At 66.1% G+C, this 26,539-nt stretch carries 25 protein-coding genes; 9 read left to right on the top strand and 16 right to left on the bottom strand.

Translation table 11 applies throughout. From position 1 onward, the window contains the following. Position 1: 1 nt before the first annotated feature. From CAG41_RS08050 to CAG41_RS08040, 3 genes are read right to left on the bottom strand one after another with little or no spacing between them, the layout of a single operon-like run. Positions 2–718: a hypothetical protein gene (locus CAG41_RS08050; protein WP_085637261.1), complete on the bottom strand. Its 717-nt coding sequence runs from the start codon at positions 716–718 to the stop codon at positions 2–4. A gap of 36 nt (positions 719–754) precedes the next feature. After that, positions 755–1,489 (bottom strand): hypothetical protein, encoded by a 735-nt coding sequence (locus CAG41_RS08045; RefSeq protein ID WP_085706836.1) that lies wholly within the window; start codon positions 1,487–1,489, stop codon positions 755–757. 20 nt (positions 1,490–1,509) lie between these two features. After that, a complete protein-coding gene (locus tag CAG41_RS08040; protein ID WP_170929957.1) occupies positions 1,510–2,421 on the bottom strand; it encodes a LysR family transcriptional regulator in 912 nt (303 codons plus the stop codon). 79 nt (positions 2,422–2,500) lie between these two features. Here CAG41_RS08040 and CAG41_RS08035 point away from each other — a divergent pair, with 79 nt between their 5' ends. Further along, the gene (locus CAG41_RS08035; RefSeq protein ID WP_085637267.1) at positions 2,501–3,022 is read left to right on the top strand and encodes a DMT family transporter; all 522 of its coding nucleotides are present in this window, start codon (positions 2,501–2,503) and stop codon (positions 3,020–3,022) included. 91 nt (positions 3,023–3,113) lie between these two features. On the opposite strand, the gene CAG41_RS08030 is transcribed toward CAG41_RS08035, so the two are convergent. The 5 genes from CAG41_RS08030 to yiaY all read right to left on the bottom strand — a co-directional run bounded on the left by CAG41_RS08030 (position 3,114) and on the right by yiaY (position 9,122). Beyond that, entirely contained in the window at positions 3,114–4,445 is a 1,332-nt protein-coding gene (locus tag CAG41_RS08030) for an MFS transporter (protein WP_085585217.1), read from the bottom strand. A gap of 232 nt (positions 4,446–4,677) precedes the next feature. Then, a complete protein-coding gene (locus CAG41_RS08025) occupies positions 4,678–5,604 on the bottom strand; it encodes a hydroxymethylglutaryl-CoA lyase (protein ID WP_085632222.1) in 927 nt (308 codons plus the stop codon). After that, positions 5,601–6,794, bottom strand: coding sequence for a CaiB/BaiF CoA-transferase family protein (locus CAG41_RS08020; protein ID WP_085585221.1), 1,194 nt, complete (start codon positions 6,792–6,794; stop codon positions 5,601–5,603). Before CAG41_RS08020 ends, CAG41_RS08025 begins: the two co-directional genes overlap by 4 nt. Before the next feature lie 202 nt (positions 6,795–6,996). Next, positions 6,997–7,905, bottom strand: coding sequence for a LysR family transcriptional regulator (locus CAG41_RS08015; RefSeq protein WP_085585223.1), 909 nt, complete (start codon positions 7,903–7,905; stop codon positions 6,997–6,999). Positions 7,906–7,973: 68 nt separating this feature from the next. Next, positions 7,974–9,122, bottom strand: coding sequence for an L-threonine dehydrogenase (yiaY, locus tag CAG41_RS08010; protein ID WP_085706835.1), 1,149 nt, complete (start codon positions 9,120–9,122; stop codon positions 7,974–7,976). A gap of 155 nt (positions 9,123–9,277) precedes the next feature. Between yiaY and CAG41_RS08005 the strand changes: the two genes are divergently transcribed. Next, the gene (locus CAG41_RS08005) at positions 9,278–10,297 is read left to right on the top strand and encodes a DUF4917 family protein (RefSeq protein ID WP_085585227.1); all 1,020 of its coding nucleotides are present in this window, start codon (positions 9,278–9,280) and stop codon (positions 10,295–10,297) included. Positions 10,298–10,391: 94 nt separating this feature from the next. On the opposite strand, the gene CAG41_RS08000 is transcribed toward CAG41_RS08005, so the two are convergent. Then, a complete protein-coding gene (locus tag CAG41_RS08000) occupies positions 10,392–10,934 on the bottom strand; it encodes a helix-turn-helix domain-containing protein (protein WP_085585229.1) in 543 nt (180 codons plus the stop codon). Between the two features lie 159 nt (positions 10,935–11,093). Between CAG41_RS08000 and CAG41_RS07995 the strand changes: the two genes are divergently transcribed. Further along, the gene (locus CAG41_RS07995; RefSeq protein WP_085585231.1) at positions 11,094–11,876 is read left to right on the top strand and encodes an aldolase; all 783 of its coding nucleotides are present in this window, start codon (positions 11,094–11,096) and stop codon (positions 11,874–11,876) included. A gap of 25 nt (positions 11,877–11,901) precedes the next feature. Next, a complete protein-coding gene (locus CAG41_RS07990; protein ID WP_085585233.1) occupies positions 11,902–12,789 on the top strand; it encodes a dihydrodipicolinate synthase family protein in 888 nt (295 codons plus the stop codon). An 80-nt stretch (positions 12,790–12,869) separates the two neighbouring features. Here the strand turns inward: CAG41_RS07990 and CAG41_RS07985 are convergent, their stop codons facing one another. Then, positions 12,870–13,214 (bottom strand): YegP family protein, encoded by a 345-nt coding sequence (locus tag CAG41_RS07985; protein ID WP_085706834.1) that lies wholly within the window; start codon positions 13,212–13,214, stop codon positions 12,870–12,872. Between the two features lie 155 nt (positions 13,215–13,369). Between CAG41_RS07985 and CAG41_RS07980 the strand changes: the two genes are divergently transcribed. The 3 genes from CAG41_RS07980 to CAG41_RS07970 all read left to right on the top strand — a co-directional run bounded on the left by CAG41_RS07980 (position 13,370) and on the right by CAG41_RS07970 (position 17,543). Next, a complete protein-coding gene (locus CAG41_RS07980) occupies positions 13,370–13,906 on the top strand; it encodes an RNA polymerase sigma factor (protein ID WP_085585237.1) in 537 nt (178 codons plus the stop codon). Then, a complete protein-coding gene (locus CAG41_RS07975; RefSeq protein WP_085706833.1) occupies positions 13,903–14,862 on the top strand; it encodes a FecR domain-containing protein in 960 nt (319 codons plus the stop codon). Before CAG41_RS07980 ends, CAG41_RS07975 begins: the two co-directional genes overlap by 4 nt. Before the next feature lie 122 nt (positions 14,863–14,984). Next, complete coding sequence (locus CAG41_RS07970) at positions 14,985–17,543, top strand: TonB-dependent receptor (RefSeq protein WP_085656110.1); 2,559 nt, start codon at positions 14,985–14,987, stop codon at positions 17,541–17,543. Positions 17,544–17,607: 64 nt separating this feature from the next. Here CAG41_RS07970 and CAG41_RS07965 read toward each other — a convergent pair whose 3' ends face one another. Beyond that, the gene (locus CAG41_RS07965; RefSeq protein WP_085632208.1) at positions 17,608–18,189 is read right to left on the bottom strand and encodes a DJ-1/PfpI family protein; all 582 of its coding nucleotides are present in this window, start codon (positions 18,187–18,189) and stop codon (positions 17,608–17,610) included. A 183-nt stretch (positions 18,190–18,372) separates the two neighbouring features. On the opposite strand from CAG41_RS07965, the gene CAG41_RS07960 reads away from it, so the two are divergent. After that, positions 18,373–19,263 (top strand): DMT family transporter, encoded by an 891-nt coding sequence (locus tag CAG41_RS07960; protein ID WP_085632206.1) that lies wholly within the window; start codon positions 18,373–18,375, stop codon positions 19,261–19,263. A 150-nt stretch (positions 19,264–19,413) separates the two neighbouring features. Here CAG41_RS07960 and CAG41_RS07955 read toward each other — a convergent pair whose 3' ends face one another. From CAG41_RS07955 to CAG41_RS07940, 4 genes are all read right to left on the bottom strand, one after another. Beyond that, positions 19,414–20,622, bottom strand: coding sequence for an SAM-dependent methyltransferase (locus CAG41_RS07955; RefSeq protein WP_085632204.1), 1,209 nt, complete (start codon positions 20,620–20,622; stop codon positions 19,414–19,416). 102 nt (positions 20,623–20,724) lie between these two features. Continuing rightward, positions 20,725–21,342: a TPM domain-containing protein gene (locus CAG41_RS07950; RefSeq protein ID WP_085585249.1), complete on the bottom strand. Its 618-nt coding sequence runs from the start codon at positions 21,340–21,342 to the stop codon at positions 20,725–20,727. Between the two features lie 29 nt (positions 21,343–21,371). After that, positions 21,372–22,124 carry a YgcG family protein gene (locus CAG41_RS07945; protein ID WP_085632202.1) on the bottom strand — a complete coding sequence of 251 codons (753 nt, stop codon included), beginning with the start codon at positions 22,122–22,124 and terminating at the stop codon, positions 21,372–21,374. 13 nt (positions 22,125–22,137) lie between these two features. Beyond that, positions 22,138–22,746, bottom strand: coding sequence for a LemA family protein (locus CAG41_RS07940; protein WP_085706832.1), 609 nt, complete (start codon positions 22,744–22,746; stop codon positions 22,138–22,140). 261 nt (positions 22,747–23,007) lie between these two features. Here CAG41_RS07940 and bglX point away from each other — a divergent pair, with 261 nt between their 5' ends. Beyond that, on the top strand, positions 23,008–25,299 hold the full coding sequence (gene bglX / locus CAG41_RS07935; RefSeq protein WP_085706831.1) for a beta-glucosidase BglX: 2,292 nt from the start codon (positions 23,008–23,010) through the stop codon (positions 25,297–25,299). Positions 25,300–25,381: 82 nt separating this feature from the next. On the opposite strand, the gene CAG41_RS07930 is transcribed toward bglX, so the two are convergent. Then, entirely contained in the window at positions 25,382–26,539 is a 1,158-nt protein-coding gene (locus CAG41_RS07930; protein ID WP_085694339.1) for a phosphatidylserine/phosphatidylglycerophosphate/cardiolipin synthase family protein, read from the bottom strand.

Genomic DNA, 26,539 nt, shown 5'->3' with positions numbered 1-26,539 from the left:
TTCAGTAACCTCGCAGGTCTTCGGGGACGGTGTACTGCCGGCCGTCGTAGCTCAGGGTGATTTGGGTGGCGCCCAGTTCCGTGGTGCTGGACACGCACGCCTGGCCCGACTTGACGGTCTTCAGTTGCGTGCCTTTGGTGGTCACGATCAGGTCGGAGAACCCGTGGTGGGTCTGCGGCCCGACCTCAAGGGTGCGGCGCAGCGTCTTGCCCTCGCCTTCGCAATTGGCCATCCACTCGCCGCTGTTCTTGTAGACCACCAGCCCCTCAAGCACCGGCCGCAGCTTGTCGCCCTCGCGGACATACAGCGCCAGATCGGTTTTCTCGTAGGGGTTGGCCCGGGAGCTGTGGCCGAAACTGGAACGCAGCCCGAACGCCCGCACATCCGTCGCCAAGCGGTAACGGGCGGTATCGATCTTGAGGTCGTCGAAACTGATGGCATCGGAGTTGAAGGCGCCGGGTTTGACGTAGGTGACCAACGGCTTGAGGCTGGAGGCGTTGACGACCGACAGTTCCAGGTCGAACACGCCGTCCTGGCTGCCGTCCGCATCCGGCACGAACGAGGACTTGGCGGAAATCGCCTGATTCGCGAACGCCGGCCAGATCTTGCAGCGGGACAGGGAGTGGCCGTTGAAGGGTTTGGTTTCGCAGGCGGCCTGGGCTTGGGCGGTGATGGCCAAAAGGCCGAGGGCGATGAAAAGTCGGGTTGGAGTCAGCATGGGTCTTCCTTGAAAAAGTCGTGTATCAGGCATCCGTCAGACGCCTTTGAAACCTGCGGGCAGCACATAGGACTTCCCGTCGTACCGAAGCGTGGTGAGGACGGGTTTGCCCGTCGTGGTTTTCAACTCGCACGTCTGCGGCTCGCCCTCACCGACAAGCCCTGTGGTGACCGATTTCACGATTAGGTCGGCGTAACCGTGAGAACGGGTCTGACCGATTTCAAGGGTGCGAACCGTACCCGCACGCTCACCTGCACAGTTGCCGTCCCACTCACCGCCGAAGTCGGAGACGACGAGACGATCCAGCACCGGGCGCAACTTGTCACCCTCCTTTACATACAGGGTCAACCAGGTTTCTTCCATCGGATTGACGCGGGAGGAGCCCTTGAAGTTGGCCCTGACACCAAACGCCCGAAGTTCAGGGGTAAGCCTGTACCTGGCGGTATCGAGATCAACGGCACTCAACGCAAAGGCGTCAGACATGAACGCAGTGGGTTGGCGGTAAGTGGCAATCGGCTCAGAACGACCGGTCGACAGCACGGCCAAGCTCAAATCATAGCTTCCGACCCGATCGTTTTTGCCGTACACCGGATCCGGCTCAAACGTTGAAACGGCAGAGAGTGTCAGACCGGGGTAGGCCGGCCACACCTTGCAAACGGAAAAGTCCAGCGATCCCGTTACCGGTTCAGGCGCGCAGTCCGCGAACACTGTCCCTGCCATCAGCCCACCGCTAAGCGCCACGCAGCCGATCCAACCCAACTTCACTGTCACGTCCCGCTCCTTGATGAATATCAGCCGCGCACTATCCCCTCCCCGATCCGCCGATTCAACCAGTTCAACGCCTGATCCCCACCCCGCCGCCCATGCCACGCCAGCACAAAGGTGAACGGCGCGATCTCGAACGGCGGCGGCACGACGGCCAGCGATGTGCGGTCGATCCCGCCCAGCGCCCGTGAAGCCACAGTCAGGATCAGGTCGGTGCCGGCGATCAACTGCGGGGCGACGCTCCAGTGCGGCAGGCTGACGGCGACGCGGCGGCGTTCGCGCAGGGCCGTCAGGGTGCGTTCGATTTCCGGGGTGCCGCTGCCGCGCATTTCCAGCAGGACGTGGGGACGGGACAGGTAGGTCGGCAGGTCGAGCACGCCGTCGGCGGGCAGGCTTCGGCGGTCGAGCAGGCAGGCGTAGCGCTCTTCGAACAACGGCGTGCAGCGCAGTTCGCCGGGCAGGTCGGGGAAGACGCCGGCGGCTACGTCGATATCACCGTTGAGCACGCCTTCGAGCATGCCTTCGCGGCTGGCGTGGCAGATCTGCAGGTCGATGCCCGGCGCTTCGTGGCGCAGGGTGCGGATCAGGTCCGGCAGGATGATCGCCGCGCCGTAGTCGGACATGGCGACACGGAAGGTGCGCCGGGCGCTGGCCGGGTCGAACGCATTCGGCGCCAGCAGCGCCTGCACCTGCGCCAGGGTCTCGGCCAGCGGCGCCGCCAGTTCCAGGGCCCTGGCCGTGGGCGCCAGGCCGGCGCCGGCCCGCACCAGCAGCGGATCGCCGAGCAGGTCGCGCAGACGGGCCAGCGCATGGCTGACCGCCGGCTGGCTCAGGTGCAGGCGCTCGGCGGCACGGGTCACGTGGCACTCGATGAGCAAGGCGTCGAGGATCACCAGCAGGTTGAGGTCGACGCGGCGCAGATCATTCATTCGATGCATGCTCCGAATAGCAAAACGGAATTTAAATCTGCGCGACGAATACCCTACAGTCCAGCGAAACCTTGCCGGAGAAAGACCCATGGGAACCTTGCAGTGGGCTGGACTGTTGCTGTTGGCGGCGCTCGCCGGCGCCGTGGTGCCGTTTCAGAGTGCGTTGAACTTCAACCTGGCGCGGGGCCTGGGGCACCCGCTGTGGGCGACGATGGTGTCGCTGGTGGTGAGCGTGCTGGTGTTGTTGCCGGTGATCGTCGCGCTGCGCCTGCCGCTGCCGTCGCTGACGCAGACGGGAATGCCGCCGCTGTGGATGTGGACCGGCGGGGCGTTCGGGGTGTGTTTCGTCGGGCTGGCGGTGGTGCTGCTGCCCAGGCTCGGCGCCTCGGGTTTCGTGGCCCTGGCGCTGGCCGGGCAGGTGGTTTCGTCGATGATGCTCGATCACTTCGGGCTGTTTGGTCTCGTCCAACGGCAGGTGACGCCGGCACGAGCGGTGGCCGCCCTGCTGCTGATCGCCGGCGTGGCGCTGATGCAGTTCAGCGCCGCTCCGGCGAAAAGCCTCAACGATGCGCCTCGGGACGATTTCGGCCAAACAACGCGAGGGCAATAATGTTTCCGACTGGGCCCTTGTCCGCACGTTTGAAGTGCTGCAACCGAAGTGAGCATCGCCGTTGCCGCCATCCAGCGGCAACGGCACCGACTCAACCCTTATCGAGCGTGCGCAGCTTCTGCGGCAACCCCCACAGCAGCAATGCCGCCGCGATCAGTGCCGCCACACCGATGACATACAGCGCCGGGGTGGTGCTGCCGGTCAGGTCCCTGATCCGTCCGACCATCACCGGGCTGACGATGCCGCCGAACTGCCCCAGCGTGTTGATCACCGCGATGCCGCCCGCCGCCCCGGCGCCGGCACCTGCCAGCAACTTGGGCGGCAACGTCCAGAAGCTCGGGATGGAGGCGATGATGCCGGCGCCGAGCAGGCCCAGGGCGACGATCAGGAACGTGGTATGGCTGGCGAAGATCCCCGCGCTGAAGAACCCGATGGCGCCGACGGTCACCAGCCCGGCGACGAACTTGCGCCGCTCGCCGGTGGCGTCCGACAGCCGGCCGATCACCACCATGCTGATGGCCCCGCAGATGTAGGGAACCGCAGTCAGCAGGCCGATCATCACCGGGCTTTCGGTGCCGGCGCTGCGGATCAGTTGCGGCGCCCAGAAGTTCAGGCCGTAGGACGCGACCTGGATCAGGAAGTAGATCAGGCCCAGTGTCAGGAAACCCGGGATCTTCAGCGCCGCCAGCAACGACCCGCCGCTCTTGTGTGGTTCATGCTGGGCGATGCGGCTGGCGAGCAGGCTCTTTTCGTCCGCCGTCAGCCAGGGCGCGTCCTCGATGCGGTCCTTGAGCAACGTCAGCACCAGGAAGCCGAGGCCCACGCACGGCACGCCACCGAGCAGGAACAGCCAGTGCCAGCCGCGCATCTGCAGCACGCCGTCGAGGTGCTCCAGCACCAGGCCGGAAAACGGCGCGCCCACCAGCCCGGCGAACGCCGAGGCCAGGAACAGCATCGAGGTGATGCGCCCGCGAAAATGCTGCGGGAACCACAGCGTCAGGTAATACAGCACGCCGGGGGCGAAACCGGCCTCCATCGCACCGATGAGAAACCGCAGCGCGTAGAACTGCCATTCGCTGGTGACGAACACCATCAACGCGGTGGCAATGCCCCAGGACATCATGATCCGGGCGATCCAGCGCCGTGCGCCGACCTTGTACAGCATCATGTTGCTCGGCACTTCGAACAGCACGTAACCGACCACGAACAGCCCGGCGCCAAACCCGTAGGCGGTGTCGCTCAGGCTCAGGTCGGCCTGCAGCTGGAACTTGGCGAAGCTGATGTTGATGCGGTCGAAAAAGGCGAACAGGTAACAGACCATGATCAGCGGCATCAGGCGCCAGGCGACCTTGCTGACCAGGGCTTTTTCGGCATCGTGATTGACGGACGGGCTCGCGCCCGCCTCCATGACGTTGAGGCTCATAAGTATTCTCCAGGCGGACTGCCGGGGGCGTCCGATTGTTTTTGTTGTCTGGCGGTTGAAATGCTTTTTGAAACGGAGGGGCCACTGTCTTGGCCCGCTTCTGCGGCGCCCGGTCTGACGTCATCGCCAGCAGGCTGGCTCCGACCGTGCCGGGGGCGGACGCAGAACCTGTGGGAGCCGGCCTGCTGGCGAAAGCGTCAGTCGGGGTCGCTCACACAGGGCAAGGCGCCTGTCACGAGGGAACCGGATGCAGGTCGCAATTGCGCCCGGCCTTGGCCAGTTGGCCGGGAATGTCGTGGCCCAGCAGCGCCGGCAAACCTCGGGACAGTTTCAGCAGCAGCGGCAAGTCGATGCCCGTCGCAATGCCGACCTCGTCGCAGAGGTTCACCAGGTCCTCGGTGCAGATGTTGCCCGACGCGCCCGGCGCGAACGGACAGCCGCCCAGCCCGCCGAGCGCCGCATCGAAGCGCCGGGCCCCGGCCTCGTAGGCCGCCAGCACGTTGCACAGGCCCAGGCCGCGGGTGTTGTGGAAATGCAAGGTGAGGTCGGCCGCCGGCACCCGCTGCAGCACCCGCCGCACCAAGCCGTCCACCTGCCGGGGGTTGGCCATGCCGGTGGTGTCGGCCAGGGTGATGCCGCGGATGCCGAGTTCCTGATAGGCGTCGACGATCCGCAGCACCCGGTCCTCGTCTGTCCGGCCTTCGAACGGGCAACCGAACGCGGTGGCGATGCTGCCGTTGAGGCCCGTACCAGAGCCGCTGGCGAACGCCACGGTCTCGGCGAACGCCGCCAGCGAGGCTTCGCAGCTCATGCGCATGTTCGCCAGGTTGTGGGTCTGGCTGGCGGACATCACCAGGTTCAGCTCGTCCGCCCCGGCCGCCAGGGCACGCTGTGCGCCTTTGAGGTTGGGAATCAGCGCAACGTAGGTCACGCCGGGCCGGCGAAGGATGCCCTTGAACACCTGCTCGCCGTCGCGCAGGGCCGGAACGGCGTTGGGCGAGACGAAGGAGCCGGCCTCGATGCGGCTGAAGCCGGCCAGGGACAGTTGATCGATCAGCGCGATCTTGTCTTGGGTCTCGACCCAGGTCGGCTCGATCTGCAGCCCGTCCCGGGGCGAGACTTCCTGGACGATGAGGCGTTGCGAAAAGTCCGTGATCATTGCACCACCTTCTGGGCTTTGAGGCGTTCGATGTCCGATGGCGCCAGGCCGAGCCCGGCGAGGATGGCGTCAGTGTGCTGACCGAGCGCCGGGCCGGACCAGTTCACCGCGCCGGGGGTCTGCGAGAGCTTGGGCACGATGCCCGGCATCTTCACCGTAGCGCCGCCGGGCAGTTCGGCGTCGAGCAGCATGTCCCGCGCCCGGTAATGCGGGTCGGCGACGATGTCGGCCACCGAATAGATGCGTCCGGCGGGCACTTCGGCGGCCTCCAGCACGCTCAGCACATCGTCGATCGGCAAACTGCTGGTCCAATGGGTGATGGCCGCGTCCAGCACGCCGCTTTTCGCCGCCCGCCCGTCGTTGTGGGCGAACTCGGGGGCATCGGCCAGGTCCGCACGGCCGATCACCTGCATCAGGCGCCGGTAGATCGGGTCGCTGTTGCCGGCGATCACCACATAGGCGCCGTCGCCGGTGAGGTAGGTGTTGGACGGTGCGATGCCCGGCAAGGCGCCGCCGCTGCGTTCGCGGACATGGCCGAGCATGTCGTACTCCGGCACCAGGCTTTCCATCACGTTGAATACGCTCTCGGCCAACGACACATCGACGACCTGACCGCCGCCCTGCCCGGTCTTGACCCGCAGCAGCGACATCAGCGCGCCGATCACCGCGTGCAGCGAAGCCAGCGAATCGCCCAGGCTGACCCCGACCCGCGCCGGCGGCGAACCGGGGCTGCCGGTGGTATAGCGAATGCCGCCCATGGCCTCGCCGATGGCGCCGAAGCCCGGGCGGTCACGGTAGGGGCCGGTCTGGCCGTAGCCGGAGATGCGCACGAGGGTGAGATTGGGGTTCAGCGCCTGGAGCACGTCCCAGCCCAGCCCGAGTTTCTCCAGGGCGCCGGGGCGCAGGTTTTCGATGATCACGTCGGCGTCCTGCGCCAACCGCTTGACCAGGTCGATGCCCTCGGTGGACTTGAGGTTCAGCGCCAGGGATTTCTTGTTGCGCGATTGCAGGTACCACCACAGCGACGTGCCTTCGTGCAGCTTGCGCCATTTGCGCAGCGGATCGCCCTGCCCCATGGCTTCGATCTTGATCACCTCGGCGCCGAACTCGGCGAGCATCCGCGCGGCAAACGGCGCAGCGATCAGCGTGCCGATCTCGATCACTTTGATTGCACTCAAGGGGGCGGTCATCGCGGGTTACCTCTTGTTCTTGGAATTGCGGCCAAGGCTAGAGGAATGCCGAAGGATGAATCCAACCTTCACTCGGCAAGGGGCGTTCGCCAAATGCGAACGCTCGGTGAATGTGGGAACGACGGTACAGCTCTGCCCGTCATCGCCAGCAGGCGAGTTCCCGCGGTATTGCCCGCTGCATCGGCTTGCCCGGATGGAAACCTCAGCCCTGCCCGCGCAGATGCTCGAACAGCATCCGGCTCACCGGCGACAGCGCCGCCTCGTCCCGCGCCACGAGGATCAGCGCCCGGTCCGACCACTCATCGCTCAACGGCACAGCCCGCAGCCCCAACGCCCGGCCGAACAGTTCGTAGGCGCGCTGCGGCAGGATGCCGATGCCCATGTTGGCCTGCACCATCCGGCACACCGCGTCGAACCCCGGCACATGAATGCGGATGCGCAGCACTTTGCCAGCCTGGCGCGCAGCGGCGTGGGTGCGCATGTTGATCGAGCTGGCGGCGTGCAGGCCGACGTAATCGTTGTCCAGGGTGTCGGCGAACGCGACGGATTCGCGGGCGGTCAGCGGATGTTCAGGCAGCGTCACCACCACCAGGCGGTCGCGGCGGTACAGCACGCTCTGCAGCCCCTTGATGTCGCTGTCGCAGGAACAGATGCCCAGGTCCGCGACGCCGTCGAGCACTCCCTGGATCACGCCCGCGCTGGGCCTCTCCTCCAGGTCGGTCTTGATCTGCGGGTGCGATCCGGAGAAGTCGCGCAGGTCTTCGGGCAGGAACTGGATGATCGCCGACAGGTTGGCGAGCATCCGCACATAGCCGCGCACGCCATGGCTGTGCTCGCCCAGCTCCAGGCCCATCTTCTCGACGTTGAACAGCATCTGCCGGGCGTGGTGCAGCAAGGTCTCGCCGGCCGGCGTCAGGGTCATGCCCTTGGCCTGGCGCACGAACAGGCTGATGCCCAGCGCCTCTTCCAGCTCCATCAGACGCTTGCTCGCCGCCGACACGGCGATCGCCTCGCGGGCGGCGGCGCGGGTCAGGGTGCCCTCTTCGTGGACAGCGACGAACAGGTGCAGGGTGATCAGGTCGAGGCGGCGGATCAGGCTCTTTTGCAGCATGCAAGACTCGGCGGTGACGGCGCGGGCGAGTCCGCAGCATAACGCCGTTCGCCCGCGCCGTGCCCGCCTCAGAATGCGTTGCGGAAAATCTCCTCGATCTGCCGCTGATCCGCCGCCCGCGGATTGGTGAAGCCGCAGGCGTCTTTCAGGGCGTTGGCGGCGAGCACCGGGATGTCGGTGCATTTGGCGCCCAGGTCGCGCAGGCCGCCGGGGATCTCGACGTCCTTGGCCAGGCAGCGGATCGCGGCGATGGCCGCTTGAGCGCCCTCCTCCGGGCTGAAGCCGCGGATGTCCGCGCCCATGGCGTGAGCCACGTCGGTGAGGCGGTCGGCGCACACCAGCGCGTTGAACGTCTGCACATGGGGCAGCAGCACGGCGTTGCAGACGCCGTGGGGCAAATCGTAGAAGCCGCCCAACTGGTGCGCCATCGCGTGTACGTAGCCCAGCGACGCATTATTGAACGCCATGCCGGCCAGGAACTGCGCGTAGGCCATGTTCTCCCGCGCCGCCAGGTCGCTGCCGTCGCGCACCGCCAGGCGCAGGTTGTTGCTGATCAGGGTCATGGCCTTGAGCGCGCAGGCGTCGGTGATCGGGTTGGCGGCGGTGGACACATAGGCTTCGATGGCGTGGGTCAGCGCGTCCATGCCGGTGGCGGCGGTCAGGCCCTTGGGCATCGCCACCATCAGCGCCGGGTCGTTGACCGACAGCAGCGGTGTGACGTTGCGGTCGACGATGGCCATTTTCACGTGGCGCGATTCGTCGGTGATGATGCAGAAGCGGGTCATCTCGCTGGCGGTGCCGGCGGTGGTGTTGATCGCGATCAGCGGCAGCTGCGGCTTGGCGGAGCGGTCGACGCCTTCGTAGTCGCTGATGTGCCCGCCGTTGGTCGCGCACAGGGCGATGCCCTTGGCGCAGTCGTGGGGCGAGCCGCCGCCCAGGGACACCACGAAATCGCAGCGGCCGGCCTTGAGCACCTCCAGCCCCGCCTCGACGTTGGCAATGCTCGGGTTGGGCTTGGCGCCGTCGAAGGTCACCGAATCGATGTCCTGCATCGCCAGTTTCTCGGCGATCATCTGCGCTACGCCGGCCTTGGCCAGGCCGGCGTCGGTGACGATCAGCGCCTTGCGCAGGCCGTAGTTGCGGATCGCGCCCATGGCGTCGTCCAGGCAGCCGCTGCCCATGATGTTGACGGCGGGAATGAAGAACGTGCTGCTCATGAACGGGTCTCCTGACAGGGGGCGAACCGGTTGCTCCGATCCGGCGGATGCGCACAGGATCGACCGAACGGTCACGGCCGTTGTTGATCTGGCTCAATGCCCGCTCGTGATAAAGTCGCCGCCCATCTGCCCCTTTGTTTGAGACCTGCCCTGCAATGACCGATTTTCTGGATGTCGACGACCGCCTCGAAGACTGGAACGCCCTGCGCGACACTGTGGCCTTCGGCGGCCTGCTCACGGGCAACGGCGCCAGCCGCGCGGTGTGGGACGACTTCGGCTACGACTCGCTGTTCGAGAACGCCCGCACGGTGGAAGAGAAACCGCTGGGTGCATCCGAGCTGGCGGTCTTCGACGCCCTGCAGACGCGCAGCTTCGAGCAGGTGCTGGGCGCGCTGAAGACCACCAGCCGGGTGAACAAGGCCCTGGCGGTCAGCTCGGCGGCGCCGCGCAACCGCTACTACGCGATCAAGGAAGCGCTGATCAACACGGTGCACGCGGTGCACATCCCCTGGCGCCTGGTCGAGGCCTCGACCCTGGCGGCGCTGGGCGAGGAACTGGCCCGCTACCGCACGGTGTTCACCACCAACTACGACCTGCTCGGCCACTGGGCGGTCCAGCACGGCGGCGAGGCCGTCGACGACCTGTTCAACGGCCCCGACGCCGGGTTCGACCTGTGCGCGAACGCCACGCACAAGCCACGCCTGCTGTACCTGCACGGCGGCCTGCACCTGGTGCGCAACCAGGACGGCACGGCGCGCCGGCTGGCCTCGACCGAAGGCACGCTGCTGGGCCAGTTCGCGATCAACAACACGATCAAGACCCTCGACGATGTGCCGCTGATCGTCAACGAAGGGCCGGTGGCGGACAAGCTCAAGACCATCCGCAGTTCGGACTACCTGTCGTTCTGCCTGGACCAGTTGCAGCGGCACAGCGACAACCTGTGCCTGTTCGGCCATGCCCTGGGCGAGCAGGACGCGCACATCGTCCGCGCCCTGCGCCTGGCCCAGCCCAAGGTTCTGGCGATCTCGGTCTACCCGCGCAGCAGCGCGTTCATCCAGCACCAGAAGCGCCATTACGCCAGGCTGTTCGAGGGAACCGCGACCGAACTGCGCTTCTTCGACGCCAAGAGCCATGCGTTGGGGAATCCGAAGCTGTCGGTGCCGGTCGAGGTTTAGCGGCGGACCATCGGACGCCATCGCTGGCAGGCTAGCTCCCACAGGAGACCGGTGCTGCACGCCTGCCCATGCAGGCGTCAGCCAAACCGGCCGGTCACTCTTCGGCGCTGTGCACCACCACCAGCAACTGCGCCTGCTCCTCGCCCACCGAGCGGATCCGGTGCGGCTTCTGCGCGTTGAAGTGCAGCGCGTCGCCCTTCTCCAGCAGCACCCGTTCGGTCATGAAATCCACTTCCACCCGGCCTTCGTGGACGAACAGGAATTCCTCGCCCAAGTGTTCCTTGAAGGTTTTGTCGGTGAACTCGGCGGGCGGGTAGATGATGAACGGCAGCAGGCTGCGCTCGCTCACCTGATGGGCCAGCACCGCGTAGCCGTGGCTGTGGTCGTTGGCGGCCAGCGACTGGCGCTCGTGGCTGCGCACCAGGCTGTAGCTGTCGAGGCTGACGTTGTCCTCGGAGAACAGTTCCTCGACCTTCACGTTCAGCGCCTTGGCCAGTTTCAGCGCGGCGGCGATCGACGGCGTGTTGAGCCCGCGCTCGACCTTCGACAGATAACTCTTGGTCATGCCGGACTTCTCGGCCAAGGCCTCCAACGTCACGCCAAGTTTTTTTCTCAATAATTTCAAACGGATAGACATGCGAAGCGATTAATCCATCAAGGAAGCGACGATTATTCCTTGCCAATGACACAAAGTGTCATATAGCCTCTTTAGTGTCATTTGCAGTCACCCACGACCTTGCGAGCAGCGGAGCGACAGCAAACCCGACGTCCGTTGAACCACCCGAAGGACACCGATATGGCCAAGACATTAGCACTACCCAAAGAGCAGCTGGTCAAGCAGGCGCTGACGCAGATGCAGAACACCCTGGCGGATAATACGTGGACAGACCGGCAAAAGCTGGCCCTGACCTGCCGCATCCTGTTCGAGAACGGCCACGACGCCGGCCTCGCCGGGCAGATCACCGCCCGCGGGCCGCAGCCCGGCACTTACTGGACCCAGCAACTGGGCCTGGGTTTCGACGAGATCACCGCAGGCAACCTGCTGCTGGTCAACGAAGACCTGGAAGTGCTCGAAGGCCACGGCATGGCCAACCCGGCCAACCGTTTCCACAGTTGGGTGTACCGCGCCCGGCCGGACGTGAACTGCATCATCCACACGCACCCGACGCACATCGCCGCCCTGTCGATGCTGGAAGTGCCGCTGGAGATTTCCCACATGGACCTGTGCCCGCTGTACGACGACTGCGCCTTCCTCGAAGGCTGGCCGGGCGTGCCGGTGGGCAACGAAGAAGGCGAGCTGATCGCCGGCGCCCTCGGCGACAAGCGGGCGATCCTGCTGTCGCACCACGGCCAGTTGTCCACCGGCGCCACCATCGAGGAAGCCTGCGTGATCGCGCAACTGATCGAGCGCGCCGCCAAACTGCAACTGCTGGCGATGGCGGCCGGCACCGTCAAGCCGATCATACCGGCGCTGGGCCGCGAAGCCCATGACTGGGTGTCCAAGCCCAAGCGCCATGCCGCCGCCTTCAACTACTACGCCCGGCAGAATCTGCGCCAGCACGCCGATTGCCTGAACTGAAGCCCCTTTTCACGGAGTCACCCCCATGTCCAAGACCGACATTCACGGCATCATCGGCTACACCGTCACCCCGTTCGGCGCCCACGGCGAAGGCCTCGACCTGCCGGCCCTCGGCCGCTCCATCGACCGGATGATCGACAGCGGCGTCCACGCCATCGCCCCGCTGGGCAGCACCGGCGAAGGCGCCTACCTGAGCGACGCCGAGTGGGACCAGGTCGCCGAGTTCAGCCTCCGCCACGTGGCCAAGCGGGTGCCGACCATCGTCAGCGTGTCCGACCTGACCACCGCCAAGGCCATCCGCCGCGCCCGCTTCGCCGAAGCCCACGGCGCCGACGTGGTGATGGTGCTGCCGGCCTCCTACTGGAAGCTCAGCGAAGCGGAGATCCTCGCCCACTACCGCGCCATCGGCGACAGCATCGGCGTGCCGATCATGCTCTACAACAACCCGGCCACCAGCGGCACCGACATGTCGGTGGAGCTGATCCTGCGCATCGTCGACGGCGTGGAGAACGTGACCATGGTCAAGGAGAGCACCGGCGATATCCAGCGCATGCACAAGCTGCAACTGCTCGGCGAAGGCCGGGTGCCGTTCTACAACGGCTGCAACCCGTTGGCCCTGGAAGCGTTCGCCGCCGGGGCCCGAGGCTGGTGCACGGCGGCGCCGAACCTGATCGCACAGCTCAACCTGGACCTGTACGACGCCACCCTGGCGGGCGACCTGGCCAAGGCGCGGGAGCTGTTCTACCGCCAGTTGCCGCTGCTGGACTTCATCCTCAAGGGCGGGCTGCCGGCGACGATCAAGGCCGGCCTGCGCGAGACCGGGCTGGAGGCCGGTGATCCGCGCCTGCCGGTGTTCCCGCTGAGCGAGGCCGGACGCACGCAACTCAAGGCGCTGCTCAAGCACCTGCGCTGATCCCGCCGCTCCTGCAGGAGCGAGCCTGCTCGCGACGGCACCTTCAAGGCCGCCATCGCGGGCAAGCCCGCATCAGCGGTTCAGAGAACCGGCCGCGCCTTGTCCTTGACCGTCTTCGAAGGCCCGTTGGCCTTGACGCTGGCGATGCCCTTGTCGCACGCGGCATTGGAGGAATAGGCCTCGCTGCTGCCGATGACCTGGTGATTGGCGGCCTTGAGGTTGAAGTACGGGTGGCCGTCCTTCGTCGATTTTCGCTCGTAGCGCTCATCCAGCGGACTGTTCGCCTGCACCGCCGCGATGCCGGCCTGGGCCGCCGCGTGCGTGGTGTAGAGCTCGCTGGTCAAAATGGTCTCGGCGTTGGCGGCCTTCAGGACGAACCTGAACTGACCGTTGCTGCTTTTGCTCAATTCGTACCATCCGGACATGTTCCTACTCCCGTCGATTGGACTTCCGACAGTAAAGACCCTTTGCGCGGTTCAGCCAGTGGACGGCCGGTGTCGTTTGCCAACATGACAAATAGCAATCGTTCTCGATATCATTCGCGCCTTTCTGCGCCCCCGTTCCGTCGAGAAGGATATCCATGTCCCGCCCAACGCCCGATCCTCTGCCGGTGGATTCATTTCGCCGGTTCTACAGGGACATCCTGCATTACCTGCACAAACGCACGGACAACCCCAGCGACGCGGCGGACATGACCCAGGACGTCTTCACCCAGTGGCTCGACTACCGCGACCGGGCCCAGGTCGAGCAGCCGCGGGCGTTCCTGTTCCAGATGGCGCGCAATCTGCTGCGCGACCACTGGCGGCGGCAGAAAGTGCGACATATCATCCAGCCCGCTCACGAGGCCGACCCGGAGCCTGTGGCCGACGAACGCCAGGATCCGATGGCCGCCGCGCAACGCCAGCAGCGCCTGGAACAGCTCAAGGCGGTGTTGGGCGAACTGTCGCCGCGCCGGCGCGAGGCACTGATGCTGCACCGCTTCGAAGGCCTGAGCCAGGCGCAGATCGCCGAGCGCATGGGCATCTCGCTGAGCATGGTGGAGAAACACATCGCCTGTGCGCTGTTGCACTGCAAGCAACGCCTGGATCACGACAACGGCACGGAGCAGCCTCAATGAACTTCCCTCACGATTTGACCGTCGGCCCGGCGGGCGAGAGCGTCGACGCGCAAGCCGCCGCTTGGTTCACGCGCAACCGCCGGCAACCGGGCCCCGCCACGCGCCGGGCATTCGAGTGGTGGCTGCGCGAGCCCGAACACGCCAAGGCCTATCAGGCATTCGAAGCGCTGTGGGCCGACCTGGAAGGGGTGCGCCCCCTGCACCGCCCGGCAACCCTGGCGCCGCGAAAGCCCGCCAGCCGATGGCGTCCGGCGCTGGCGACGGCGGCGGCGTTGCTCTGTGCCGTGCAGGCCTTGCCGTTGGGCACGTCCCACACGGTGCTTCATCAACAGATCGCCACGCCGTCCAAGGACAGGCGCACCCTCGAACTGCCGGACGGCAGCACGTTGTCGGTCAACGCCAACACGCAGCTGCGCATCGAGTTCGACAGCCAGCAGCGCCGGCTCATCCTCGACCGCGGCCAGTTCTATGTGGACGTGGCGCCGGACAAGGAACGGCCGCTGTGGGTGCAGGCCGGCGACGCGACCGTGCGGGTGGTCGGCACCGGCTTCGATGTGCGGCGCAGCGATGCGCAAGTAGTGGTGAGCGTCGCCCACGGTCAGGTGGCTTTCGCGCCGGCCAACCGGGCGCCGCTGCTGCTCGGTGCGCAGCAGCAAGCCGCGGTCGATCTGGCCGACGGCGCCGTGCGCCAGCAGACCCTGGCCGACGGCCAGGTGGCCGACTGGCGCACCGGGCATCTGTCGTTCCGCAACCGCGAGCTCGCCAGCCTGGTGGACGAGCTGAACCTCTACCGCCCGCACCCTGTGCTGCTGGCCAACGCCAGACTGGGGCAGATCAAGGTCTCCGGCCATCTCGACACCCAGGATCCGGACGCCCTGGTCAACGCCCTGCCCGCCTTGATTCCGGTGAAGGCCGTGCCACTGGCCGACGGCCGCATCCGCCTGGAAAACCGCTGACGGCACCTCACATGAGAATATTTTGCATTCGCATGTGAGGTTTTTTTCGCCTGTCCCGTCTTCCTCCGGTCTGCGTTCCGAACGCAGGCCTTTCCGGCCCTTTTGCCGCTTTGGGGGATTCCATGTTTCGCGTGCTTTCGCCGTACCCGCTCACCTGCCTTCGACCGACCCTGCTCGCCGCCTGCCTGGCGTTCAGCGTTCAGGCCCATGCCGACAACCTCAGCCTGCATCTGCCGGCGCAGCCGCTGGCCGCCTCGCTGAGCCAGATCGCGCAGCAGGCCGGGATCCAGCTGCTGTTCGATGAAGCGCAGCTGCGCGACCTCAAGGCCCCGGCCCTCGACGGCGAATACAGCGCGGAAGCCGCCATCCGGCAATTGCTGGAAAACAGCCCGTTCGGCCTGATCAAGGTCAACCAGACCTATGTGGTGCGCCCTCAAGAACCCGTGGCCAGCAGCGGCGACGGGATCCAGCTCGATGCCCTGAGCGTGATCGGCAGCGGCACCGAGGTCGATTCCGGCACGGTTGGCCGCTCGACCCTGACCCAGGCCGACATCGACCGCCGCCAGCCCGCCAACATCCCCAGCCTGCTCGCCACCCTGCCGGGCGTGAGCATGGGCGGGTCGATGAAGCCCGGCGGCCAGACCATCAACATCTGGGGCCTGGGCGACGCCGAGGACGTGCCGCTGACCGTCGACGGCGCCACCAAGAGCGGCTTCGAGCGCTATCAGCAGGGCACGATTTTCATCGAGCCGGAACTGATCAAACGCATCGAGGTGGAAAAGGGCCCGCACTCGGTGCTCACCGGCAACGGCGGCTTCGGCGGCACCGTCCACATGGAAACCAAGGACGCGCCAGACCTGCTGCAGGAAGGTCGCAACAGCGGCGCGATGGTCAAGTACGGCTACGCCAGCAACGACCATCAGCAGACCTACAGCGGCGCCGCGTTCGGCCGCACCGAGGACGGCCGCGCCGACGCGCTGGTGTACCTGACCCGGCGCGACGGCGGCGACATGAAGCTGGCCGGCACCCCGCCCGACCCGGACAACCAGTACCCGATCAACCCCAAGCGCCTGCCCAACAGCGCCCAGGACCTGGACGGCCAACTGCTCAAGTTCAACCTGCACCTGGACGACGAGCACAGCGTGGGGCTGTCCTACTCGCGTTCGCAAAGCGAGCGCTGGACTCCGTTCTCGTCCGCCAGCTACCCGACGCCGCCGACCTGGTCCAACATCAAGCAGTACGGCTACGACAAGGCGCTCAAGCGCTTCCTGGCCAACCGCGAAACCGTCGACACCACCTGGTCGGCCAAGTACCAGTACCAGCCGCTGGACAACCGCCTGATCGACTTCAAGCTCAGCTACTCGGAGTCCAACACCGACCAGACCGATGAACGCGACGCCACGGCGTTCTTCCAGACCTCCACCGGCGGACGCAAGATGGACACCGCCTACAAGGATCGCATCGTCGAGGCCAGCAACGTCAGCCTGTTCGAGACCGGCCCGCTGGCCCATGCGTTCACCACCGGCGTGCAACTGCGCCGCCACAGCCGCGACACCGAAATGTGGATGCCGGGCAAGGCCTACGAGGTGCCCAAGTACAACGGCGGCCGCTTCCAGCCCAGCTTCATGCCACAGGGCAAGGTCGACACCAACAGCGTCTACTTCCAGGACGCCATCACCCTGGGCGACTTCACCCTGACCCCGTCCCTGCGCTACGACCATGTGCGCAACCGCGGCGAAGCCAACGAAGCGCCGTACTACAACAACCCGGATCCGGCCTTCGGCCATGACTACAGCGACCGCACCTACACCGGCTGGTCGCCGCGCCTGTCGGCCTTCTGGCGGATGACCCCGGACGTCGGCTTCTTCGTCGACTACAGCAAGACCTGGCGCGCGCCGGTGATCGACGAACAGTACGAAGTCCAGGGCCTGGGCAGCCGCACCGCCACCAGCGTCGACCTCGACCCGGAACGCATCACCGGCTGGCGCGCCGGCAACATCAGCCATTTCGCCGGCGTGTTCACCGACCACGACAACGTGCAGGTGCGCACCACCCTGTTCCGCAACAAGATCGACGACGAGATCTTCAAGGCCACCGGCATCGGCTGCGAAAACCAGGCGATCAAGGGCGGCAGCATCTCCACCGACTGCAAAGGCATGGGCCCGATGGGCAACTACCGCAACATCGGCGGGGTGACCATCAAGGGCTTCGAGGTCGAGAGCTTCTATGACTCGACGTACCTGTTCGGCTCGCTGTCCTATTCGTGGATGACCGGCAAGCACGAGGGGGCCTACACCAACCCGTGGGGGCCGGACGTCTGGGCCCGGGACATTCCGCCGGCCAAGTGGGTGGCGGTGCTCGGCGTGAAGATCCCGTCCTGGGACGCCCAGGTCGGCTGGCAGGGCGAGTTCGTGCGCCAGACCGACCGCCTGCCGAGCGACAAGTACGGCTCCGGCAAGAACACCGTGGGCGATGTGTTCTACGACCAGTACGACAACGACCGCTACAACGTGCAGGGCCTGTTCGCCAACTGGAAACCGCAGCAGCCTTACCTCAAGGGCACCGAGGTGAACCTGACGGTCGACAACCTGTTCAACGAAGACTACCGCCCGGCCCTCAGCGGTGACCGCGCCTACAGCCAGGGGCGCAACGCCAAGGTGAGCGTGACGCGGTTCTTCTGACCCGCTCCGGCGGCGCCCTTGCGGGCGCCGGCCTGCTGGCTACCGCAAGGACGAGGCCCGTCGGCTACAGGGTGATCCGGGTGCCCAGCAACCCGAGGAAACCGGCCAGCCAGTGCGGATGCGCCGGCCAGGCCGGGGCGGTGGCCAGGTTGCCCTGGACATGGCCCTCGGTCACCGGGATGTCGATGTAGGTGCCGCCGGCCAGACGCACCTCCGGCGCACAGGCCGGGTAGGCGCTGCACTCGCGCCCCTCCAGAACGCCCGCCGCCGCCAGCAGCTGCGCCCCGTGGCACACCGCCGCGATCGGCTTGCCGGCCTGGTCGAAGGCGCGCACCAGTTCCAGCACCTTCTCGTTCAGCCGCAGGTATTCCGGCGCACGGCCGCCGGGGATCAGCAAGGCGTCGTAGTCCTTCGCCTGGACCTTGGCGAAATCGAAGTTCAGGGCGAACAGGTGACCGGGTTTCTCGCTGTAGGTCTGGTCGCCTTCGAAATCATGGATCGCCGTGCGCACCGTCTTGCCCGCCGCCTTGTCCGGACACACGGCATGCACGGTGTGACCGACCATCTGCAGGGCCTGGAACGGCACCATCACTTCATAGTCTTCGACGTAGTCGCCGACCAGCATCAGGATTTTCTTTGCGGCCATGGCCCGGACTCCTCAGGTAAATGCACAGGAACCTACAAGGTAGACCGGATCCGCCGCCTCTGCGGATATGTGGCCTGCAGCCGAACTGTACCGACCATTCTGCCGCCAGCTGTAAGCGCCAAACCCGGCGGTTTGTGGCTAGATGAACCCACCTCCCTGCCACCTTCCTAACCGGTCGCCAACATGTCCTCCCGCGAAAACACCGGCATGGCCCTGGGCCTGCTCGGGGTTGTGATCTTCAGCCTCACCCTGCCCTTCACCCGGATCGTGGTGCAGGAACTGCACCCGCTGCTCAACGGCCTGGGCCGCGCCTTGTTCGCGGCGGCCCCGGCGGCGTTGCTGCTGTTGTGGCGACGGGAAAAGTGGCCGACCTGGCGTCAGGTCAAAGGCCTGAGCCTGGTGATCGCCGGCGTGATCCTGGGCTTTCCGGTGCTGTCGGCCTGGGCCATGCAGACCTTGCCGGCGTCCCATGGCGCGCTGGTCAACGGCCTGCAGCCGCTGTGCGTGGCGCTGTACGCCGCGTGGCTGTCCCACGAGCGGCCGTCGAAGGCCTTCTGGGCCTGCGCGGCCCTGGGCAGTGCGCTGGTGCTCGGCTACGCGCTGCTCAGCGGCGCCGGCAGCATTCAGGCCGGCGACCTGCTGATGCTCGCCGCCATCGCGGTGGGCGGACTGGGCTACGCCGAGGGCGGCCGGTTGGCCAAGGAGATGGGCGGCTGGCAGGTGATCTGCTGGGCCCTGGTGCTGTCGACGCCGCTGCTGGTCGGCCCGGTGCTGTACCTGGCGCTGCAGCATCAGGGCGCGGTGTCGGCCAAGACCTGGTGGGCGTTCGGCTACGTCGCGCTGTTCTCGCAGTTCATCGGCTTCTTCGCCTGGTACGCCGGCCTGGCCATGGGCGGCATCTCCCGGGTCAGCCAGATCCAACTGCTGCAGATCTTCTTCACCATCGCGTTTTCGGCGCTGTTCTTCGGCGAGCACGTGGAACCGGTCACCTGGGTGTTCGCCTGCGGGGTGATCGCGACGGTGATGCTCGGGCGCAAGACGGCGGTGCAATCGAAGGTGGGGGCCACTGCCTAGGTTTTGGCCGGCGGTGATTTGACTGACCCCATCGCCAGCAGGCTGGCTCCCACATTGTTTTGCAGTGGCCGCCGTTTCGGCATTCAACCGAGAACCCTGTGGGAGCCAGCCTGCTGGCGATGACGTCAGCCCAGGCCCCCAAAACACAGGTCAGGCCAGGTAGCCGTCGGCGCGCAGCAGGGTTTCCAGGCAGTGTTCGCTGATGTGGTAGAACGCCTTCAGTTCCTGGATCTTCTCCAGCAGCCGGGCCGGGTCCGCCGGTTCGGCGCGCTTGACCGCCAGGATCATCTTGTTCTTGTTGGTGTGCTCCAGCGAAATGAATTCGAACACCTTGGTCTCGTAGCCGCAGGCCTCCAGGAACAGCGCGCGCAGGCTGTCGGTGACCATTTCCGCCTGCTGTCCCAGGTGCAGGCCGTATTGCAGCATCGGCTTGAGCAGCGCCGGGCTCTGGATCTGCAGGCGGATCTGCTTGTGGCAGCACGGCGAGCACAGGATGATCGACGCCCCGGAGCGGATGCCGGTGTGGATCGCGTAATCGGTGGCGATGTCGCAGGCATGCAGAGCGATCATCACGTCCAGCTCGCTCGGCGCCACGCTGCGCACGTCGCCGCACTTGAACGCCAGCCCCGGGTGCTCCAGCTTCTGCGCGGCGGCGTTGCACAGGTCGACCATCTCTTGGCGCAGCTCGACGCCGGTGACCTCGCCCTCGGCCTTGAGGGTGTTGCGCAGGTAGTCATGGATGGCGAAGGTCAGGTAGCCCTTGCCCGAACCGAAGTCCGCCACCCGCACCGGCTTGTCCAGCGCCAGCGGCGACGAGGTCAGCGCATGGCTGAACACTTCGATGAACTTGTTGATCTGCTTCCACTTGCGCGACATCGCCGGGATCAGCTCGCCCTGGGCGTTGGTCACGCCCAGGTCCTTGAGGAACGGCCGGTTCAGTTCGAGGAAGCGGTGCTTCTCGCGGTTGTGGCCGGCGGTCGGCACTTCGCGCAGTTGCTGGGGCTTGCTCATGAACAGCGAAGGCTTGCCCTTCTTGCTGTATTCGAGCTGGGCCTCGTCGGTCAGCGTCAGCAGGTGCGCGTTCCTGAACGCCTCGGGCAGCAGACCGGCGACCGCCGCCACGCCGTCGGCCAGGGCCAGGTTCTTGGTGATGTCGCGGGTCTTGTAGCGGTAGACGAAGGACAGGCTCGGCTGGCCCTTGACCGTCACCGGCTTGACGATGACCCGCTGCAGGTCCGCCTCGTCGCCGACGTACCGGGCCAGCACCAGTTTGATGAAACCGTTCTGATCGAGGCTGGTTTGCAGCAGGCCGATGAACCTGGCGTGCTGATCGGGGGCGGAAGCGGCGGTGACGGACATGCGGAAAACGGCCTCGGACGGGGCAAATCGGAAATGGCGCACAGTTTAGGGGGGATGGGCGCCGGGGACACGCAGTTATTTGCCCAACGGCGTTCTTTTGGCCTACCCCAGCACCACCAGGCGGTTCGGCAACTCGTTGCGCACCTGGGTCACCGGCACATGCACCTTGAGCAATTCGCCGCAGGCCTCGATGCACGCGACGAATCCCTGCAATGTCTGCCCCTGGCGCACCTGCTCGGTGAACGCTGCGACGATCGCATCCCAACTGCGGTTGTCCAGCCGGCGGGAGATGCCTTCGTCCACCAGGATCTCCACATAGCGCTCGGCCTCGCAGACGAAGATCAGCATCCCGGTGCCGCCCACCGTGTGGTGCAGGTTCTGCTCCAGGAACTGCCGGCGCGCCAGGTTCGACGCCCGCCAGTGGCGTACCCGGCGCGGCACCAGGTGGGTGGTGACCTTGGGCAGGCGGAACACCAGGCACAGCACGATGAACACGCCCCACTGCACCACCAGCAGGCTGCGCAGGGTCAGCCAGCCGGTGAAGTAATGCACGACGCCCGGCAGCACCAGCGCCAGCAGGCTGGCCCACAGCAGCGGGACGTAGGCGTAGTCGTCGGCGCGGGCGGCCAGCACCGTCACCAGTTCGGCGTCGGTCTCGCGCTCGACCCGGGCGATCGCCTCGGCGACCTTGCGTTGTTCGTGTTCGGTCAGTAGTGCCATGTCGTGAAATGCCCAGTCTTATTGTTGTGTCACCAGCCGCCGGACGATCCGCCGCCGCCGAAACTGCCCCCGCCGCCGCTGAAGCCTCCGCCCCCGCCGCCACCGAAGCCGCCACCGCCGAAACCGCCGCCCGATCCCCCGGAACCGCCCCGGCCGGCGGGAAGGATACCGAGCATCTGGCAGACAAAGACAGTCAGGATGAACAACATGACGAGAAACACGAACAGGGTCGGATGGCGGGAGACGAAATCGTCCGCCGGATCCCCGGCCGGTTCGTACACCGTCGACGGTTCGTCCAGCGGATTGCCGCCCAGCACCACCAGCATCGCCGCCACGCCGTCGCTGATGCCCTTACTGAAGTTGCCGGCCTTGAAGGCCGGCGTGATGACCTGATGGATGATCACCGAACCCTGGGCGTCGGTCAGCCGATCCTCCAGCCCGTAGCCGACCTCGATGCGCAACTTGCGCTCGGCGCGGGCGACGATCAGCAGCGCGCCGTTGTTCTTGTCTTTCTGGCCGATGCCCCAGTGCCGGCCGAGCTGGACGCCGAAGTCTTCGATGGTGTCGCCCTGCAGGTCCGGCAGCGTGACCACGACCACCTGCTCGCCGGTGGCCTGCTCGTGGGCCTGCAGCTGCTGGCTCAACTGGGCGCGCACCGACGGCTCGATCATCTGCGCCTGATCCACCACCCGCCCAGTCAGGGCCGGGAACGAAAGTTCGGCCAACGCGCTGCCGGCCAACAGCCACAGCGTCAGCGCCAGACCCGCCTTCAGCATGCGCATGGCCGGCCCCGGATCAGAACTTCACTTCCGGCGCCTTGTCCGCGCCGGGGCTGGTGGCCTCGAAGGTCTCGCGCACCGGCAGGTCGCTGTACATCACCCTGTGCCAGAGCAGGCCGGGGAAGGTGCGGATCTCGGTGTTGTACTTCTGCACCGCCAGGATGAAGTCGCGCCGGGCCACGCTGATGCGGTTCTCCGTGCCTTCGAGCTGGGACTGCAAGGCGAGGAAATTCTGGTTGGCCTTAAGGTCCGGGTAGCGTTCGGACACCACCATCAGCCGGCTCAAGGCCCCGCTGAGCTGATCCTGGGCCTGCTGGAACTGCTTGAGCTTCTGCGGATCGTCAAGGGTGTTGGCGTCGACCTGGATCGAGGTGGCCTTGGCCCGCGCCTCGACCACGGCGGTCAGGGTCGCTTCCTCATGCTTGGCGTAGCCCTTCACTGTCTCCACCAGGTTGGGGATCAGGTCGGCGCGCCGCTGGTACTGGTTCTGCACCTGGCCCCAGGCGGCCTTGGCCTGTTCGTCGAGGGTCGGGATGTTGTTGATGCCGCAGGCGGTCAACAGCGTGGCCAGCACCAGCAAGGTGGCGACCTGCAAACGCGAACGGTGGGCGGGACTGACATTCATCGCACGGGTGCTCCCTGGCGCATTCCATTAAAAGGCGATCGCGAAACATTCTCGGCGGGCTCTTGGGGCATAATCGCCCGCACCACTGGATTGCCGCAGGCCGATGGGCTACAAAGAGGCCCTGCGCGATCGCGTCGCCGAACACCGGCGACGTTTTTTCGGCTGTCGTTTTTTCAATCAGCACCCGAACAACAATAGTCGCTCCCTAAATTTTGGCTGGCCGGCATCGCATTGCCGTTTAGGCCCTTGAGAAAACCATTCATGAAGAAGCTGTGTTTGCTGGGCCTGTTCGTCAGCCTGGCCAGTCATCAGGCATTGGCCGCCACGACCCAGATCCCTCTGGAAAACAAGGACGCGTTCATCAACAACCTGATGAAGCAAATGACCCTCGACGAGAAGATCGGCCAGCTGCGCCTGATCAGCATCGGTCCGGAAATGCCCCGTGAGCTGATCCGCAAGGAGATCGCCGCCGGCAACATCGGCGGCACCTTCAACTCGATCACCCGTCCGGAAAACCGTCCGATGCAGGACGCCGCGATGCGCAGCCGGCTGAAGATCCCGATGTTTTTCGCGTACGACGTGATCCACGGCCACCGTACGATTTTCCCGATTCCCCTGGCCCTGGCCTCCAGCTGGGACATGGACGCCATCGGCCGCTCCGGCCGCGTGGCCGCCAACGAGGCGGCGGCCGACAGCCTCGACATCACCTTCGCGCCGATGGTCGACATCTCCCGCGACCCGCGCTGGGGCCGCAGCTCCGAAGGCTTCGGCGAAGACACCTACCTGACCTCGCGCATCGCCAAGGTGATGGTCAAGGCCTACCAGGGCGACTCGCCGAGCGCGGCGGACAGCATCATGGCCAGCGTCAAGCACTTCGCCCTGTACGGCGCGGTCGAGGGCGGCCGCGACTACAACACCGTGGACATGAGCCCGGTGAAGATGTACCAGGACTACCTGCCGCCGTACCGCGCGGCCATCGACGCCGGCGCCGGCGGCGTGATGGTGGCGCTGAACTCGGTCAACGGCATCCCGGCCACCGCCAACACCTGGCTGATGAACGACCTGCTGCGCAAGGACTGGGGCTTCAAGGGCCTGGCGGTCAGCGACCACGGCGCGATCTTCGAGCTGATCAAGCACGGCGTGGCCCGTGACGGCCGCGAGGCGGCGAAGCTGGCGATCAAGGCCGGCATCGACATGAGCATGAACGACACCCTCTACGGCAAGGAGCTGCCGGGGCTGCTCAAGTCCGGCGAGATCGAGCAGAAGGACATCGACAACGCCGTGCGCGAAGTGCTCGCGGCCAAGTACGACATGGGCCTGTTCAAGGATCCGTACCTGCGCATCGGCAAGGCCGAGGACGATCCGGCCGACACCTACGCCGACAGCCGCCTGCACCGCAGCGAGGCCCGCGACGTGGCCCGCCGCAGCCTGGTGCTGCTGACCAACCGCAACCAGACCCTGCCGTTGAAGAAGTCCGCCAAGGTCGCCCTGGTCGGTCCGCTGGCCAAGGCGCCGATCGACATGATGGGCAGTTGGGCCGCCGCCGGCCGTCCGGCCCAGTCGGTCACCCTGTTCGACGGCATGAGCGCGGTCATCGGCGACAAGTCGAACCTGACCTACGCCCGCGGCGCCAACATCACCAGCGACAAGAAGGTGCTCGACTACCTCAACTTCCTCAACTTCGATGCGCCGGAAGTGGTCGATGACCCGCGTCCGGCCAACGTGCTGATCGATGAAGCGGTCAAGGCCGCCAAGGACGCCGACGTGGTCGTGGCCGCCGTGGGCGAATCCCGCGGCATGTCCCACGAGTCCTCCAGCCGCACCGACCTGAACATCCCGGAAAACCAGCGCGAACTGATCCGCGCCCTCAAGGCCACCGGCAAGCCGCTGGTGCTGGTGCTGATGAACGGCCGTCCGCTGACGATCCTGGAAGAGAAGGAACAGGCCGATGCGATCCTGGAGACCTGGTTCAGCGGCACCGAGGGCGGCAACGCCATCGCCGACGTGCTGTTCGGCGACTACAACCCGTCGGGCAAGCTGCCGGTGACCTTCCCGCGCTCCGTGGGCCAGATCCCGACCTACTACAACCACCTGAGCATCGGCCGGCCGTTCACGCCGGGCAAGCCGGGCAACTACACCTCGCAGTACTTCGATGACACCACCGGCCCCCTGTTCCCGTTCGGCTACGGCCTGAGCTACACCGACTTCAGCCTGAGCGACATGGCGCTGTCCTCCACCACCCTGAACGCCACCGGCAAGCTCGACGCCAGTGTCGTGGTGAAGAACACCGGCCAGCGTGACGGCGAAACCGTGGTGCAGCTGTACATCCAGGACGTCACCGGCTCGATGATCCGTCCGGTGAAGGAGCTGAAGAACTTCCAGAAAATCCTGCTCAAGGCCGGCGAACAGAAGGTCGTGCACTTCACCATCACCGAAGACGACCTGAAGTTCTACAACGCCCAGCTCAAGTACGCCGCCGAGCCCGGCAAGTTCAACGTGCAGATCGGCCTGGACTCCCAGGACGTGACGCAGCAGAGCTTCGAACTGCTGTAAGGCAAAGCAACGCAATACCTGTGGGAGCGGCGGCAAGTCGAGTCGTCGCGCCGCAGCTCCCACAAAGTTTTCTGTGTAGCGACTATCCGCGCCGATCCAGCAGATTGACCACCAACCGGTCCACCCACCCCCACAGCCGCTGCTTGATGCGCCGCCACAACGGCCGCCGCCGCCATTCCTCCAGGCTCACCTGCTGACTCAGGCCGAAATCCCGCTCGAAGCTCGAAACCACTGCCGCCGTCAACGGCGGATCCAAGGCCTCCAGGTTCGCCTCAAGATTGAAGCGCAGGTTCCAGTGGTCGAAGTTGCACGAACCGATGCTCACCCAATCGTCCACCAGCACCATCTTCAGGTGCAGGAAACACGGCTGGTACTCGAAGATCTTCACCCCGGCCTTGAGCAGGCGCGGGTAGTAGCGGTGCCCGGCATAGCGCACGGAAGGGTGATCGGTGCGCGGCCCGGTCAGCAGCAGGCGCACGTCGAGGCCCCGGGCGGCGGCCTTGCGCAGGGAGCGGCGGATCTTCCAGGTCGGCAGGAAATACGGCGTGGCCAGCCAGATGCGGCGCTGGCCGCTGTTCAGCGCGCGGAACAGCGACTGCAGGATGTCCCGGTGCTGACGGGCGTCGGCATAGGCCACCCGGCCCATGCCCTCCCCCGCGTCCGGCACCCGGGGCAGGCGCGGCAGGCCGAAATGCGCCGTGGGCCGCCACGCGCGGCGATGGCGGTTGGCGATCCACTGGCGGTCGAACAGCAGTTGCCAGTCGAGCACCAGAGGGCCTGTGATCTGCACCATCACCTCGTGCCATTCGCTGGTGTCGTGGCCCGGCGTCCAGAACTCGTCGGTGACCCCGGTGCCGCCGACCACCGCCAGGCATTGATCCACCAGCAGCAGCTTGCGGTGGTCGCGATAGAAATTGCCGACCCAGCGCCGCCAGTTCAGGCGGTTGTAGAAACGCAGTTCGACCCCGGCGCCGGTCAGCCGCTGACGCAGGTTGAGGGTGAAGGCCAGGCTGCCGTAATCGTCGAACAGGCAGCGCACCCGCACGCCCCGCTCCGCCGCCAGCACCAGCGCCTGCACCACGGTTTCGGCGCAGGCGCCGGCCTCCACCAGGTACAGTTCCAGCTCGATCTGCTCGCGGGCGCCGGCGATGGCGTCGAGCATGCGCGGGAAGAACTGCGGCCCGTCGATCAACAGTTCGAAGCGGTTGCCGTCGCGCCAGGGGAACACCGCGCCGCGCAT

Source organism: Pseudomonas sp. B35(2017) (assembly GCF_002113645.1).
Taxonomy (GTDB): domain Bacteria; phylum Pseudomonadota; class Gammaproteobacteria; order Pseudomonadales; family Pseudomonadaceae; genus Aquipseudomonas; species Aquipseudomonas ekonensis.
This window is presented reverse-complemented; position numbering and strand designations above follow the sequence as displayed.